The organism is Daejeonella sp. (assembly GCF_037719425.1).
Taxonomy (GTDB): Bacteria; Bacteroidota; Bacteroidia; order Sphingobacteriales; family Sphingobacteriaceae; genus Daejeonella.
The window spans coordinates 1-15,485 of the sequence record NZ_JBBJNI010000099.1 but is presented as its reverse complement, the minus strand read 5'-3'; the positions used below and the strand labels follow the sequence as shown (position 1 = coordinate 15,485).

Here is a 15,485-nt window from a genome sequence, read left to right as displayed (position 1 = left end):
CAGGAAAGCCAAACGACCCCGCCGTTCACATAAGTTATCCCGATGCCGCTGCCTACGCGAAGTGGGCCGGAAAGCGACTCCCAACTGAAGCGGAGTGGGAGTATGCCGCCCGGGGAGGAAAAGGACAACAGACATATTATTGGGGAAGCGAACTTAAACCTGAGGGCAAGTGGATGGCAAATATTTACCAGGGGAATTTCCCCGATGCGAACACCTCCGAGGATGGGTATGAAGACCTCGCTCCGGTAAAATCATTTCCGGCAAACGCTTTTGGATTATATGATATGGATGGGAATGTTTGGGAGTGGTGTAGCGACTTTTATCGGGGTGATTATTATACGAAAAGCCCACAAACCAACCCACAGGGCCCATCGGATAGTTTTGACCCCGATGAACCAGGCTTGGTGAAACGTGTGCAGCGCGGAGGATCTTTCCTTTGCAGCGATCAATACTGTATTCGGTATAAACCGGGTAGTCGTGGAAAGGGTGAAGTAAACAGCGGAAGCAATAATCTCGGATTCAGATGTGTCAAAGATTCTGACGCACCTGTTAAAAATTAAGGATATAAATAAAAAGTCGATTTAAGATAATGAAAAATTCACGGAGAGATTTCGTTAAAAAGACACTGATCGGTACCGCTGCGGTATCTTTTGGAGGTATTCTTCCTGGGTTTAGTGCTAAAAGCTACGGCCGTATCATGGGATCTAATGAGCGCCTGATGATCTCATGTATGGGATTAAATGCCCGGGGATTTGCAGTAGGAACCAATTTCGCTAACCAGCAGGATTGCGAGGTTGTGTACGCCAGTGACGTAGATAAGAGGGCTGCCGACAAGTTCATTGAAGCTGTGGGTAAGATACAGACCAAGGCACCGAAGGCTGCTCCGGATTTTAGAAAAACACTTGAAGACAAGGATATCGATATCCTTATGGTCGCTGCTCCTGATCACTGGCATGCTACCGCAGCAATTATGGCGGTCCAGGCAGGCAAGCATGTGTACCTTGAAAAGCCTGCGAGTCACAGCCCGGCAGAAGGTGAAATGATCGTTGAAGCATCGCGCAAATACGACAGAAAGATTCAGATGGGTAATCAGCGGCGTTCATGGCCAAATTCTGTCGGAGCCATTGCCGAGATAAAGGCTGGCGCGATAGGAAGGCCATACCTGGCGAAAACATGGTATACCAATAACAGGGCATCTATAGGAATAGGCAACAAAGTGGAAGTTCCTTCATGGCTTGATTATGAATTATGGCAAGGGCCAGCGCCGCGCCGTCCATATCAGGATAACCTCATACATTACAACTGGCATTGGTTCTGGAATTGGGGAACCGGTGAGGGTGCCAATAATGGAACTCACACAGTTGATCTTGCTCGCTGGGGCCTGGGAGTTGATTTTCCAACTAAAGTAAATTCATCGGGCGGACGATTTCGTTATCAGGATGATTGGGAAACTCCTGATACGCAGATAATTAACATGCAGTTTGCCGACAATAAAATGATTAGCTGGGAAGGACGAAGTTGCAATAATCAGCCTATAGAAGGCGGAGGAGCAGGGGTAATGTGGTATGGTGAAAAAGGATCCATATTGATTGGCGACAGTACTTCCTATAAGGTTTTCGATATCGCGGGTAAACTCCTTCGCCATGTTAAAGGCGATCCGGTTGTAGGCGATGCCAGGAGTCTTTCAACTCCATCACAACAACTCGACGCGATCCACCTGAGAAATTTCTTCGATGGCATCAGAACTGGTGCTAAGTTAAATTCTGAAATTCTCGAGGGACATAAAAGCACGCTGCTTTTACAGCTAGGCAATATTGCCCAAAGAACTGGCCGTTCATTGGATATTAATCCCGAAAACGGACACATCCTGAAAGATAAACAAGCAAATAAGTTATGGACCAGGGAATATCATAAGGGTTGGGAGCTTAAAGTGTAGGCCTATATTCGTTTTTAGTTTATTTTTTTGTTTGATTTAATGCCTGTATGTCTAGAATATATTCTGTTTTATTTGTCCTCGTTGTTTTTATAATTAGCTGCTATCCGAAAAAGCATCCCGCAACAGATGAGCAGGTCTCAAGTGCAGTCAGGCCTGACGATTTCGAATCTGCTCCCGTGGTATCGGCTGAAGAGTCGATCAGTAAAATGATCCTTGAGGATGGCTTTAAGATAGAGCTTGTCGCAGCCGAGCCAGACATCAGTTCGCCGGTTGCGATGAACTTCGATGATAAAAATAGAATGTGGGTCGTTGAAATGGAAGGCTACATGACTGATGCTGACGGGAGCGAAGAGGATAAAAAGAATGGCCGGATTGTTATCCTGGAAGACAAAAATAAAGACGGTAGAGTTGATAAGCGTAAAGTTTTTCTTGACTTCCTGGTGTTGCCAAGGGCTTTGTGCCTTATAGAAAATGGCATCCTGGTTGCCGAACCGCCGCGACTTTGGTTTATAGAGATCAAAGACGATAAGCCTGGTAAGAAGATCCTCGTTGACGAATCTTATACAGAAGGCGGGAATGTAGAAGCCCAGGCAAATGGCTTATTCCGGGCCATGGACAACTGGATCTACAGCGGTGGTTCTGAAAAACGATATCGTAAAGTTGGAGACAAATGGCTTACTGAGCGCACGCATTTACGCGGACAGTGGGGAATAACCCAGGATGATTATGGGCGATTATATTATAACAACAACTCTCAAAATCTATTAGGCGACTATTTTCAGCCGGGTTTGGGTGCAGGTAATGAGAATCTGCAGCGCGTACGAGGATTTAACGAAAGGATCATTTCAGACAACCGGGTATACCCTGCACGGCCAACCCCTGGCGTGAATAGGGGTTATAAAGACAACGTTCTTGATAGCGCTAGACGCTTGGTTAGTTTCACCGCAGCCTGTGGACCGGCGCTCTATAGAGGAGATCTGTTTGATGAGCAATACTACAACAATGTCTTTGTAGCCGAACCTGCCGCCAATCTTATCAAGAGGAATGCTCTTTCAGGAAAAGGCTTTACTACAGAAGCTAAACAAGCATATCAGGGTAAAGAGTTCCTTGTTAGTTTTGATGAGCGTTTTCGTCCCGTAAGTTTATACAATGGCCCGGATGGTGCCCTCTATGTGGTTGACATGTATCGTGGTATAATTCAGCATAAGTCCTTTCTTACAGACTATCTTAAAAATGAGATAAAAAAGCGCTCACTGGAAAAGCCAACCAACTGCGGACGGATTTATAAAATAACACCGAAAGGTGGTGTCGCAAAAGCCGTTCAAATGCCCTCTAATCCTTTGAAGTTGGTAGACATGCTTAAACATCAGAACGGTTGGGTAAGGGACAAGGCTCAGCAAATGATCATTGACGGAAAATATTTACAAACAGCTGCTAAACTGCGTGAAATACTGGCCATGGCTTCAGGAAATCTCGCAGGAATTCACGCTATGTGGACCCTGGAGGGACTCGGACTATTGAAATCTTCAGATGTTCTGCCATTGCTTCAAAACAGCGACTGGAATATTAAGACTCAGGCACTTAGCGTATTGCGTTCTGCAGTGACCAGCACTAATTATGGGGAGTATACACCGGTTCTGCAGCAGCTAGCATCTCAGACGGATACACTGATTGCACCATACCTGGCATTTCAGATTGGCAGTATTCAAAAATTTGATGGAAAAGCAGCTAATGATCTTTACCTACAGATCTCGAAGAAATACCCTAATAATGCTTACGTCACCGATGCTGTATTAAGTAATCTCAAAGGGCAGGAGGCAAGTTTTTATAGACAAGCGCTATTGTTAAAGCCCGACACTACCCAGTTGGTCTATGCGCAGCTAAGACGGATATTAGCAGACATTAAAAGCAATGAAAGTAATAAAGATGCCAATCTGTTAAGGAAACAATACCCGAGAGGCGCGAGCCTTTTTAGAACTACCTGCCAGCCGTGTCATGGCGCTGACGGAAACGGAGTTCGTTCATTGGCGCCGCCTTTGAACAGGTCAGAGTGGGTGACGGGAAGTAAGGAGACACTGATAGCTATTTTGTTGCATGGTTTGAGTGGTCCCGTAAAGGTGAACAACAAGGTCTATCAGGCCCCCGAAATTAATGGCGATATGCCGGGAGTTGGAAGCAATAAAGACATAGTAGACGAAGATATCGCCCAGCTCTCAAGTTTTATAAGGAATTCATGGAATAATGAGGCCGAAAAGATTAGCCGGGATGAAGTGATTAAGATCCGCAAAAAATTTGAGAACAAGCAAGGTTCATTTAGTGCAGCTGAGCTGAGTGGCCCGTAATAATTCTCAACCGCGATTAGACAGTTTAATCGAAATAGTCTCACTTTTCCAGAAGAGCTTTTTAATTTGTTTTCCTTGATAAAGTTAGTACATTCGGGTACGTAACCGTATAGATATAAAACTTAAAATTTAACGAGTAGTTTAATGAAGAGATCAGAGAATGCAACGTCTACAGCAGTGACTGACGACAAGAGTACCTGGGGTAAGATTAAAAATGTTTTTCTTTCCCTTGGACCGGGAATAATTATTGCAGCTGTAGTTTTTGGACCAAGCAAGATGACGATAACGTCCAAGCTAGGAGCGCAATATGGATATTCATTGCTTTGGATCGTAGTCGTCGCAATGTTCTTTATGACTGTTTTCACCATTATGGGCGCACGGATCGGGGTAGCAACAAAGCAATCGTTGTTGACGACCATCAGGGAAAAATGGGGTAAGATAGCTGCTATAACTGTAGGTCTGGGGATTTTTATCGTAACTACCTCTTTTCAGGCAGGAAATTCAATAGGAGTAGGTATTGCCATTGCTGAAGCTACTGGTACTACACCAGTAATCTGGATTATATTCTTCAATCTTATAGGGATGGCTTTATTATTCTTTAGAGGATTTTATAAAGTGCTTGAGAAGCTCATGATATTTCTTGTCGCATTAATGCTTTTTGCGTTTCTGACAACCTTCTTCCTTATCAAACCCGACTTTTCCGAGATAGCCGGCGGATTCGTTCCCCAATTAGCTCCTGGGTCGCTAGGCTTGGTTATAGCTTTCTTTGCCTCTACTTTTTCAATGGTTGCTGCATTTTACCAGTCTTATCTTGTGCAGGAAAGAATAAAGATCAATCCCGAAATAAAAGAACAGAATAGCAATAGCATAACCGGCATTTTCATTCTCTGTTTAATGAGCGCGATTATAATGATCTGTGCGGCGGCGATTCTCCATAAACAAGGCCTTAACGTCGTTAACGCGTCAGATATGTCGCGTGCGCTGGAGCCGCTCTTTGGCAAGTATGCTTCCACTTTATTCTTAGTAGGCCTTTTTGGTGCATCATTTTCTTCCCTTGTCGGGAACTCAACAATAGGGGGAACTTTAATGGCTGACTCACTTGGATATGGAAGTAATCTAAACTCCGGTAAGGTGAAAATATTTATTGCTTTGGTTATGGTTTTTGGTGCCCTTATAGCAGTAAGGTTTGGTAAGCTTCCGCTTGAGCTGATAGTTTTTGCCCAAAGCATTACCATATTTTTAGTGCCTTTTATTGGCCTGGCTATGTACGCTGTTTCGAATGATGAGAAGATCATGGGGCAGTATAAAAATTCGCTGGCTGTGAAAGTGATAGGGTTGATCGGTCTCCTTATTCTGGTGCTCTTAGCAGCTAGTAACGTTAACGAATTGTTTCTTAAATAACCAAAAACATATAGTTTGCCTTAACTATAATATTAATGATTTATTAAGCCGTTTACGTACACTTTTTTATTTTACTATATTGCTAACGATATAAGATCATAGTACTTCATAATGAACAACAACAGATTAAAAATATATAATGCCCGTATAGTTACTCCCTATCGGATCCTGGAAAATGCGACAATACTAGTTACCGATGGTAAGATCAGCCATATTACCCAGGAAAGCGTTGACTTTGCAGACGCAATGGAAATCGACGCAGAAGGTAAGTATGTTTCTCCTGGCTTCATAGATATTCACGTTCATGGCGGTGGTGGTCACGATTTCATGGACGGTTCGGAAGAGGCGTTTTTAAAGATCGCTGAAACACATGCGATGTATGGTACTACTGGCTTAATGCCAACCACTTTGACTAGCGAGCTCGATGAGCTTTATCATACGCTGGACCTTTACAAGCAGGCTGATAAGAATAATACAAAAGGCGCCCAGTTCCTGGGAATGCACCTCGAAGGGCCTTATTTTTCAGTAGCACAGCGCGGTGCTCAGGATCCGCGTTATATCCGCAATCCCGATCCAAAGGAATATATGGATATATTATCCCGCTCCTCCGATATTAAACGCTGGAGCGCGGCACCTGAGCTTCCGGGAGCTATTGAATTTTGTAATCACCTTCGTTCAAAAAACATCCTTGTGGCTATGGCCCATACGGATGCTATTTACGAAGAAGCTCTTGTGGCATTTGAAGCTGGTTATACTCTTGCAACTCATTTTTATTCATGTATGTCCGGCGTATCGCGACGCGAGTGCTTCCGTTATGCGGGTGTGATCGAAACTGCATATCTCATTGATGAAATGGATGTGGAGATCATCGGTGATGGAATCCATCTTCCAGCTCCGCTGTTGAAACTAATCTATAAAATTAAAGGGCCTGACCGGATCGCATTGATAACCGATTCAATGCGTGCAGCTGGAATGCCTCCGGGTGAGAGTATCCTTGGAAGCAAGCATAATGGTTTAAAGGTGATCGTTGAGGATGGAGTAGCTAAGCTTCCCGACCGTGCATCGTTCGCAGGCAGTGTGGCAACGTGCGACCGTTTGGTGAGAAATATGATCAACATGGCTGATGTTCCTCTGCTCGAAGCCGTTAAAATGGCTTCCCTGACCCCGGCAAATATCCTGGGCCTAAGCAACACTAAAGGTTCGCTGATAAAAGGCAAGGACGCAGATATCGTAATTTTTGATAAGGATATCCGGGTGAGCACTACGATCGTGGGTGGAAAGGTTATCTACAATAAAAATTAGCATCACTACGGTTGTGAGATCTATATTATGAAGTGAAATTTAAAGCAATGAGAGAATTTAAAAAAGAGAAACTAAACGTTAAAGTATTTGAAGACAGGCCACAGCTTGGCGCTGCTGCGGCGGAAACCTTTACAAACAAGATAAGTGAACTGTTAAAAAGTAATGAGTATGTCAATGTGATCTTTGCATCGGCTCCATCGCAGAATGAATTTCTCGCTGAGTTAAATAAAAAAGATGTCGAGTGGAACCGGATCAACGCATTCCACATGGATGAATATGTTGGTCTTGATAAAGATTCCCCGGCGGGTTTTGGGAATTTCCTAAAGGATCGTCTTTTGCAGAATGTATCGTGCAGGGAAGTTCATTATATGAATGGAAATGCTCCGGATATTCAGGAGGAGTGTAAAAGATATGCGGGACTTTTAACTAAGTATCCAACAGATATTGTCATCCTTGGAATAGGAGAGAACACTCACCTGGCATTCAACGATCCGCATGTTGCAGATTTCAACGATCCATTGATCGTTAAGGTGGTCGACCTCGATCAGGATTGCCGTGTACAGCAAGTGAATGACGGATGTTTTCCAAATATCGATGAGGTGCCTACTCATGCGCTGACCATAACCATGCCTGCATTATTTAAATCAACATTTGCATATGCGATTGTTCCGGGATCGTTCAAGGCAAGTGCGATCGCGCATACCATTAACAGCGATATCAGCGAGCTTTATCCATCTACTATCTTGAGGAGACATGATAATGCAACACTTTTTATAGATGAAAATAGTGCATCGCAGCTTTAACTTTTAAGAGGAATAATAGAAATATAAACTGAATAGAAATACATTAATATGAAGAAAAATACCACCGTTGCAGTTGGTTCCTTAAGCCAAAGGGACACTGTGACAGGAATGATCATTATTGGGTTTATGTTTTTTATGTTCGGATTTACTTCCTGGATAAATGCCATATTAATTCCTTATTTCAAAGTAGCTTTCCAGCTTAGCCACGTAGCTTCTTACCTGGTGACTTTTGCATTCTACATTTCTTACCTGATATTCTCTGTTCCAGCTTCTTACCTTCTGAAAAATGTAGGTTTTAAAAAAGGGATGATGATTGGCTTTTGGGTGATGTCTGCCGGGGCACTCCTGTTCGTGCCTGCGGCAATTACAATGACCTATGGCTTGTTCCTGCTCGGCTTATTTTCCATCGGCGCAGGGCTTGCCCTTCTCCAAACAGCTGCCAATCCATACATCACTATTCTTGGCCCTAAAGAAAGGGCAGCTCAGCGTTTTAGTATTATGGGTATCTGTAATAAGGGAGCAGGACTTTTGGCTCCTTTATTATTTGCCGCTGTCATTTTCCGAGTGTCGGATAGCGATATGTTCGACAAACTTGCTATGATGAGTGAAGCGGAAAAAAATGCATCCTTACATGAATTGATTCAGCGAATTATCATCCCTTATGCTTGTGTTGGAGGGTTTCTATTTCTGCTTGGCCTGTTCATTCGATTCTCTCCATTGCCTGAAATTGATACCGAACATGAAAGCGAAGACGTTGCTTTAGCAAATTCCTCAAAAACGAGTATAACGCAATTTCCTCACCTTATTTTGGGCGCTGTCGCTATTTTCTTGCACGTTGGTACACAAGTCATCTCAATCGATACGGTAATCAGTTATGCAGGTACCATGAACCTGAACTTAATTGAAGCAAAAATATTTCCTTCATACACGCTGACCGCGCAGATCTGCGCCTATCTCGTAGGAATTTTCTTCATCCCGAGGTTCATGACCCAATTAACAGCACTTAGGATAAGTACTATATTCGGGATCATTTTAACCCTGCTGATTATTTTTGCAAAGGGGCAGGTAAGTTTTCTCGGTCACACCAATGATATTTCGCTATGGTTTGTGGTAATGCTCGGACTTGCCAATTCGTTGGTATGGGCTGGAATCTGGCCCCTTGCACTTGACGGTTTAGGCCGTTTCACCAAAGTAGGAGCTTCTGTAATGATAATGGGACTAGCGGGAAATGCTATTCTCCCTCTTATTTACGGTTATCTGGTAGACATCTCCAATGCCCGGGAAGCATATTGGGTACTTTTCCCTTGTTATATGTACCTGATATTTTATGCTTTTAAGGGGTATGCTTTGAGACGCTGGGCTAAGTAACAAAACCATTGCCTGCCGCCCGTTTATGGGGGTTGTGTGTAAGGCACCTGTTAACGGAACGGCTTTGCCGAAGTTTTCAATTTTGGAGAAATGTTATCTACATATTAAAAACGATTAACATGAATAAACTGCTACTCTCTTTGCTGCTTTGCTTCAGCATGATTTTAAGCCGGGCGGATGCTCAGCAACGGGTTCCTTACAAGCTTTTAAACGACTTTGAGACTGGCGAACTATATGGCTGGGAAACCTATCCATATGCTCAGGACATTGCGTTCGATGCGCTTTACTTTGCCAGTAAAACGCCAACGTATAATAACAGTAAGTATGCGCTGGCGAGACCATTCAAAGCACACGATACGAATGAGCTTTACCAGGGTTTTACTAAGAAGTTAAATCTTTATACGACAGCTGATACGCGGGTTAAAGCAGCCGTTTATTTTCAAAGCGATCGTAATCCCGAATCTCTGGAGCTTTCATTGGGGACTTTTGGAGGTGCAAGGTATATGCATAAGATCCAGAAGCCTTTGGCAAACAAGTGGATTGAGCTCAACCTTCCTATCTCAGCGTTCAGCCTGAACGGGCAGGCGCTCAAGCCCAATGAGCATATTCAGGTGATCACTTTAAAGGGATCTTATCCTATTGTAAATTACCTGTTTACATACACTATTTTAATGGATGATTTTCAGATAAATGGAGAACGCGACCGTTCTTTTGCAGCATCTGAACCTGCCTCGACAAATTTCGAAATGTTTGAGACTTCAATCCTGAATAAGCATTTCTTTTATGGAGATAATATAAGCCTGAAGGTAGCGCCCGAAGGGAACATCTCATTAAAACAAGTTAAGGGCACGCTGGTCGATAGCAAGGGAAATGTTGTTAAAGATAACATATTCTTAAAACGCAATGGAAATGAATGGGAGAGCGGAGCAATTCATAAGCTTGGAGCTAAAGACGCCCGGGGGCAGTGGGAGTTTCGCGTAAAGGGCCGGGACCAGAATGGCGGAGAACTGAATCAGAGTTTCCGGTTTCTTGTTCCGGGAAATAAAGTTGATGGTCATCCCCGATTATTTTTCTCTGCTGCAGAGCTCAAACAGCGTCTTGCAAATGAGAAATCACCTGTGGCAAAACTCATCCTTGATCATGCTCTTCAAGAGAAAAACTTCATGAAAGTTAACGTTGATGCTATAATGGAGGGAGTTGACCGCACTGCCGAAAATCTTGTAGGAGGGCCTTATGCAAGAAACTCTGTAGGATATAATGCCTACGCAGAATGGAATGCTCCAAACGGGGCTTTGGGGAAAGTAATTGAGGAAGGCAGTTTCCACTACGCGTTTACAGGAGATAAAGCAGCGGGGGAACAAGCTAAAAAGGCACTTTTAAAATTAGCCTCATTCACCAAGTGGAATAGCGACTGGATGCTCGAGCGAAAATTCTGGACATACTATCCGGTAGGTTATACGATCAAACCAGTTGCTTATGGATATGACATGCTTTATGATCTGCTCACTGAACAGGAGAGGGCGATGGTAAGAAATGCTATTATGGAAAAAGGGCTGAAATTATTCCAGCGCGACATGGTCGAAATGAACAGGATGCCGTCGAACCAAACCAATCACATTGCAGTGCTTGTTGCCGGTTTTGGAATGGCAGCAACAGCCATCTATGGTGATGATCCTGCAAACCCATACCTTGAACCATATCTGTCGGGGATAATGACCAAGACAAAAACATTTATCGACCGGACCTACTACGAAGACGGCAGCTATGGCGAGCCAAAAAGCGGATACATGAATATGGCGACTAAGGATATTGTCGAAGTCCTTGCTGCATTTGAAAGAAACTTCGGTGTTGACTATACTACAACAACCAATCTTCCAAACTATTATAAATATCCTCTTCAGGCGAGTGCATCTAACGGGCTCTTGCAGGACTTTGGAGATGGTGGCGGCCCGCAGGGTATTGGCGTTGCTTTTGGACCTCAGATCCACGCGCAATGGCTTGTTAATCGCACAAAGAATCCATACCTATATCAGTATGTAAAGCCCTATTGGGAATCAGGAAAAGGCGGATATTTTGGATATCTTTGGTTCCGCGATGATATAAAACCGATTTCGAGGGAGTCCCTGCCGTCTTCCAGGGTGTTCTCGGCTCAGGGTATGGTCATGCGTTCGGGATGGGAAGAGCCTGCCACTATAATTACAACGAGGGTCGGGCCAAATTCAAATCATTATCACTACGATCAGGGAAGTTTCCAGATCCTGACAAACGGCGAAGCTCTGCTAACAGATCCGGGTGTTGGAAACCTCGGTTATTATGCAAATTTGGATTACCTGGGATATAATGTAAATGCAATAGCCCATAATGTGATGCTTGTCGACCACGATCCGGAAAGCCAGGCGCCGGCTCACTATGATAACGGCATTAAAGCCCTTACCGACTGGCCGCGAATGGTACACACATTTAATGGTAAAAATGCCGATGCTGTGGAAAGTGACCTGACGACTGTATATAAAGGGAAACTGGATAAGTATACCCGTACGCTTCTTTACACTAAAACCGGCCCTATATTTTTATTCGACCAGGTTAAAAGTAAATCACCGGAAGGACATGTATATGACTGGCTGTTTCATGCACCAGCGAATGATGGTAATGTGAGTTCTGTTACGTATAAAGACCGTCGTATGGTTGTAGAGCGCCCAAATGCCAGGCTTACTATGGATGTAATCGCTCCGGATATCGCGAATTCAAGAATTCGGGACCGTTTCTCAAGTAAAACCTATTCCGAAAGTTTCCTTAGTCTCGAAACCAAACAAGACCTGGTTGCTACAAATTTTCTGGCAGTTCTACTTCCGGAAGCTAAGCCATCAAGCGGTGACTATGTTGTTCCCATCACAACGCGCATTGACGCATCAGGGTGGACAGGAGCAAAGATCGTGCACCGTAAAGGGTCAGATATAGGGTTATTTAGAATCGGACAAGGCGCTGCGGCAAATGCTGGCGATTTCACGACAGATGCAGAGCGGTTTACAGCTTCATTCGATCAAAGCGGAAAATTCCTTAAAGCATATTTCGAGGGGAGTTCATTTTCAGGCCATGGGATCACTGTAAAATCTAGTAGTCCACTGACTGCAACCATTGCATTTGCTAATAACAACACAGCTCTGGAACTGCAATCGGATAAAGCCAATACCGTGACGGTCTCTTTTGCAGAAAAACCGGCTAGCGTGCAGCTTAATGGGAAGACAAGCAGTGCCTGGAAATATGATCAGGCAGGCAAGTCGATAGCTCTACAAGTAGGTCAGGGTAAGTCCGAGATAACAATCATGTCTGGAAAATAAAAAAACAAAAAACAAAAATAGCCACCGTGATGAGAAGACTATCATTCATTATTGCTGCTGTTTCATTAATGACTGCAGGGAATATCAATGCACAACAATACACTGTTGTTCCGTCAAATCCGGGTGTAGCGCTAGAGCCATGGACGTATACCGAGAATTTTGAAGATCGCGAGCTGGGTGCCTGGGCTTCTTACCCTCACTGGCAGGATATCGCCTATAACCAGGATTTTCGTCCTAATGAAATGGTGCCGGGTGACGCTAATATTTCCGTCGTACAAAAAGTAACTGCATTTACTAATGTCGATGCATACACCGGAGCCCAGAAACTCCTTGATATGTACCTGACATCTGATTCAAAACTTACTTTCAGATATTACTTAAAATCAAATACTGCTGCAGAATCTTACAAAATAAGATTTGCCGCCGGAGAGTTTGGTAAGTTAGAATATACCATCAAGAATCCTGAAAGGAATAAATGGGTAACGGCAAGTGTTAACTTTAGTGATATAGTGAGGGAAAATCCATCTGTTTCCGGAAAAAGTAAAATTAAGATCTATGCATTAGCGTTCATTGCGAAGTTTCCTTCAGCAGATCCTGACATGCCGATCTATTTTGGAATTGATGACATCTCTTTAGCGGCATCGCGTGAAGCGAACTTCCGTTTTTCCATACCGGAAATGTTTAAGCTCCCTGAGTACGCTTCCTACATTCCCAAAAAGCATTACAATCAGAACGATAAGTTTCGGTTAAGCGGGCAATGGCCAGTGGAGGCAAAGAAGGTTAGCCTTGAAATAGTATCCTTTGCGGACGAAAATAAATCCATTCACAAGTCCGATTTGAGTAAAGATGCCTCGGGCTGGTCGCTTAGGCCCCTGACACTTTCATTTCCTGAAGGGCTCTACATCGGAAAGCTTACCGCCCATGACGGCAGCAAAATGTTAGCGGCGACTGAGTTTACTATTCATATTGCCCCTAAAAATATAGCCGGAAAGCATCCCCGACTGATGTTTGATGCCGACAAGAAAAAGGCGCTTGATGCTAAGCTGCAGCAGTCGGAATTCAAAAAAGTTTTCGACGATATACTTACGTCTGCAAAACGTCAGCGTGAAAGCATACCGATTAGTACGTTGATCTACGACCTGGACCAATTTCCTAAAGAAGACTGGCTCCCGACATGGAATGCATGGGGTAACAAAATTTATCATACAGGTGAAGCATTGCGTCTGAATGCCAGGGCTTATGCTTTTCATGGTGATAAGGAGGCAGGAGCGTATGTCAAGGACGTTCTGTTAAAGCTTTCTGAGTGGCCTGACTGGACGCATCCATGGCAGACAAACCGTGGACGCTACAGTGAGCACCGTACCGGCAGCTGGGCTCACCGGGTTGCAGAGGCATATGATCTTGCTTACGATGTTATGACCCCTGAAGAAAGAGCTAAGGTTCGTAAGGCAATCATGGCAAATATAGTAGATGGGGCACACAGGACTTACGTCTACAATGATGATATCACAGCAGCTACATCAAACTGGCTAGCTATGATCCTGGGCGGATCTCTCATGAATATGGCAGCTGTATTTGATGATGGCCCCGAAACTCAGAACCTCGAACCCTATTTTACCGGCGCAATGCTGAAATATTACAAGTTCATCCACAGGGTAGTAGATTCAAAAGATGGCGCCTGGGGAGAAGGGTATGGCTACAACAGCTATTCGTTTTCAAATATGTCTTATAGTCTGCCGTCGCTTGACAATGTATTTAATATCGACCTTACAGCACCATTAGAAGGTACATACAAGGAATTTATTTATGCGGGAAATATAATGAACAAGCTATGGTTTGAGTACGGCGATTCAAAAGGCGAAATGACTCCTGCCAACTTCTGGGGATTCCTGCTCGAAAAGAGAAGGGAGCCGCGTTTAAGCTGGTTCTATAACTTCATGAAAACCGGAGAAACCTTTGAAGATTTGCTGTTTGACATCAAAAATATTCCGCAGGATACTCCATTTGATGAAAACCCCGTAAAGGCATTCCGTGAGATTGGCACTACGGTATTTAAAAGCGGGTGGGAAAAGGATGACTTTGCTTTTGTTATGCGTACCGGTGCATTCTATAACCATCAGCATATTGACCAGGGAAGCTTCTGGCTTGCGGATCATGGCCAGATCTTCGTTGAAGAGCGTCATTTGAAGAATTCAACTTATTACGATGACCCGATATATCAGTCAAAACTGATTCAGCCTGTTGCGCATTCAACCATTCTGATTGATGATAATGAGCAAAGTCAGCGGACGGGAGACCACCTTAACTTTGCGCCGGGTTTTAATGATCATGCTTTCATCGCAAACTTCCTGGAGGGCAAAGATGCTGCGTTCTCATCGGGAGATATTGGAAGGCTCTATTTTGATAAAGTCAAATCCTTATCACGAAACGTAGTATTTATCAAGCCACGCACAATCCTCATGCTGGATACGGCGATCCCTGCTGAAAAGGACGCCAAGGTTACATTGCTGTATCAAACCGCTGAACTGGACGATATAAAGGCATCTAATAGTCATTCTACTATCACCAAGAATGGTGTTACGTTGAATTTCCTCCATGTTTCTCCATCCGCGGTGGAAAGCAAGGCTGTCGAAACTCCGCATTATCTCAATACCTTACAGAGGGAACGCCATTTGAAAAAGGAGGGAATGCTGACAGTATCCGCTACTACTAAGAATCGCGAACCGCTGGTAATGGCTAACATCTTAATGACCACAAAGGGGATGACTTCGGGCATAAATATGACGCATCATGACGGGTATGTTAGCGGAATTGTATCCGGCAAAAATGTTGCGTTTAATAAACGGCCGGGACAGGTTTATAAAACACCTGAAGCTGAAACGGATGCCGCTGCTGTTGTCTGGAGCCAGGACAGAACGTTTGTTGCATTAGCTGGCGTTTTTAAAAGCAATACAGGAGAAGTTTCATTGAGTTCTGAAGTGCCTTTAAGCTTTGA

General features: G+C 43.9%; 9 protein-coding genes. All 9 read left to right on the top strand.

The window, feature by feature from the left end; all coding sequences use genetic code 11:
* On the top strand, positions 1–560 hold a 560-nt coding region (locus WKF69_RS13105), incomplete at its 5' end, for an SUMF1/EgtB/PvdO family nonheme iron enzyme (RefSeq protein WP_340382523.1).
* A 29-nt stretch (positions 561–589) separates the two neighbouring features.
* Complete coding sequence (locus WKF69_RS13100; protein WP_340382522.1) at positions 590–1,936, top strand: Gfo/Idh/MocA family oxidoreductase; 1,347 nt, start codon at positions 590–592, stop codon at positions 1,934–1,936.
* 47 nt (positions 1,937–1,983) lie between these two features.
* Positions 1,984–4,278 carry a c-type cytochrome gene (locus WKF69_RS13095; protein WP_340382521.1) on the top strand — a complete coding sequence of 765 codons (2,295 nt, stop codon included), beginning with the start codon at positions 1,984–1,986 and terminating at the stop codon, positions 4,276–4,278.
* A gap of 144 nt (positions 4,279–4,422) precedes the next feature.
* Entirely contained in the window at positions 4,423–5,679 is a 1,257-nt protein-coding gene (locus WKF69_RS13090; RefSeq protein WP_340382520.1) for an Nramp family divalent metal transporter, read from the top strand.
* Positions 5,680–5,790: 111 nt separating this feature from the next.
* Entirely contained in the window at positions 5,791–6,981 is a 1,191-nt protein-coding gene (gene nagA / locus WKF69_RS13085) for an N-acetylglucosamine-6-phosphate deacetylase (protein ID WP_340382519.1), read from the top strand.
* 47 nt (positions 6,982–7,028) lie between these two features.
* Positions 7,029–7,784, top strand: a complete 756-nt coding sequence (locus tag WKF69_RS13080) for a glucosamine-6-phosphate deaminase (protein WP_340382518.1) — start codon at positions 7,029–7,031, stop codon at positions 7,782–7,784.
* Positions 7,785–7,832: 48 nt separating this feature from the next.
* The gene (locus tag WKF69_RS13075) at positions 7,833–9,152 is read left to right on the top strand and encodes a sugar MFS transporter (RefSeq protein ID WP_340382517.1); all 1,320 of its coding nucleotides are present in this window, start codon (positions 7,833–7,835) and stop codon (positions 9,150–9,152) included.
* A 119-nt stretch (positions 9,153–9,271) separates the two neighbouring features.
* Complete coding sequence (locus WKF69_RS13070) at positions 9,272–12,490, top strand: DUF4962 domain-containing protein (RefSeq protein WP_340382516.1); 3,219 nt, start codon at positions 9,272–9,274, stop codon at positions 12,488–12,490.
* A 26-nt stretch (positions 12,491–12,516) separates the two neighbouring features.
* Positions 12,517–15,485, top strand: a 2,969-nt coding sequence (locus tag WKF69_RS13065; protein WP_340382515.1) for a hypothetical protein, incomplete at its 3' end; no start/stop codon positions are given.

Bases quoted from the DNA above. Each gene is read 5' to 3' on its own strand.
- WKF69_RS13100 (WP_340382522.1), top strand. From the start codon at position 590: ATGAAAAATTCACGGAGAGATTTCGTTAAAAAGACACTGATCGGTACC.
- WKF69_RS13095 (WP_340382521.1), top strand. From the start codon at position 1,984: ATGTCTAGAATATATTCTGTTTTATTTGTCCTCGTTGTTTTTATAATT.
- WKF69_RS13090 (WP_340382520.1), top strand. From the start codon at position 4,423: ATGAAGAGATCAGAGAATGCAACGTCTACAGCAGTGACTGACGACAAG.
- nagA (WP_340382519.1), top strand. From the start codon at position 5,791: ATGAACAACAACAGATTAAAAATATATAATGCCCGTATAGTTACTCCC.
- WKF69_RS13080 (WP_340382518.1), top strand. From the start codon at position 7,029: ATGAGAGAATTTAAAAAAGAGAAACTAAACGTTAAAGTATTTGAAGAC.
- WKF69_RS13075 (WP_340382517.1), top strand. From the start codon at position 7,833: ATGAAGAAAAATACCACCGTTGCAGTTGGTTCCTTAAGCCAAAGGGAC.
- WKF69_RS13070 (WP_340382516.1), top strand. From the start codon at position 9,272: ATGAATAAACTGCTACTCTCTTTGCTGCTTTGCTTCAGCATGATTTTA.